This is a genomic window from Rhizobium sp. KNZ2-6A, from assembly GCF_056755475.1.
The window spans coordinates 1-966 of record NZ_JBNDIC010000134.1; the positions used below are offsets into that span (position 1 = coordinate 1).

General features: G+C 59.7%; 1 protein-coding gene. It reads right to left on the reverse strand.

Features of this window, described 5'->3' with window-relative positions; genetic code table 11:
- Positions 1 to 69: 69 nt before the first annotated feature.
- Positions 70 to 966 (reverse strand): IS256 family transposase (locus ACPYOP_RS32900; RefSeq protein ID WP_481414379.1); only part of this gene is annotated, 897 nt, incomplete at its 5' end.

Consider the following 966-nt stretch of genomic DNA (forward strand, 5'->3'; position numbering starts at 1 on the left):
GATGACGTCCCAGGGAGTGGTGTAGCATTCGGCTGGGGCCGCGCTTCCCGGCGAGAGCCGGAGGGGATATCAGCGTGCTACTGCAGGCAGGCTGATTTGCGGATCATCACTCATTGATGCCATTGTCTCAAGTGTCATGTACCTGGCACGCTGCACGGCCCATTCATCATTTTGCTCAAGCAACAATGCGCCAACGAGGCGGACGATGGCGTCGTCGTTGGGAAAGATGCCGACGACCTCGGTGCGTCGCTTGATCTCGCCGTTGAGGCGCTCGATCGGGTTTGTCGAGTGCAGCTTGGCCCGATGCTCTTTCGGGAAGGTCATGTAGGCGAGCACATCTTCTTCAGCGTCGTCCATGATGGTAGCGAGTTTTGGAACTTTTGGCCTGATTTGATCCGCGACGCTGCGCCATTGAGCGCTTGCTGTCTCGGGTGTCTCCTGGGCAAAGGCCGTGGCAATGAAGGCGGAGACGACGCGCCTGCCGCTCTTGCCCGCATGTGCGAGCACATTCCTCATGAAGTGAACCCGGCATCTTTGCCAGGTGGCGCTGAGCACCTTGGTGACGGCAGCTTTGAGGCCCTCATGGGCATCGGAAACGACGAGCTTCACACCGCGCAGACCTCGCCGCGTGAGCCTGCGCAGGAAGTCCGTCCAGATTGGCTCGGCTTCGGACGTGCCGACTTCCATACCCAAAACCTCGCGCCGCCCGTCGCTGTTGACGCCGACGGCAATAATAACGGCGACGGAGACGATACGACCGCCACGACGGACCTTCAGGTAGGTGGCATCGATCCACAGGTATGGCCAATCGCCCTCGATGGGACGATCCAGAAACGCCTTCACCTTGACGTCGATCTCTTCGCACAGGCGACTCACCTGACTCTTGGAAATACCGCTCATCCCCATCGCCTTGACGAGATCGTCGACTGAGCGCGTCGAGATGCCCTGAATGTAGGCCTCCTGAAT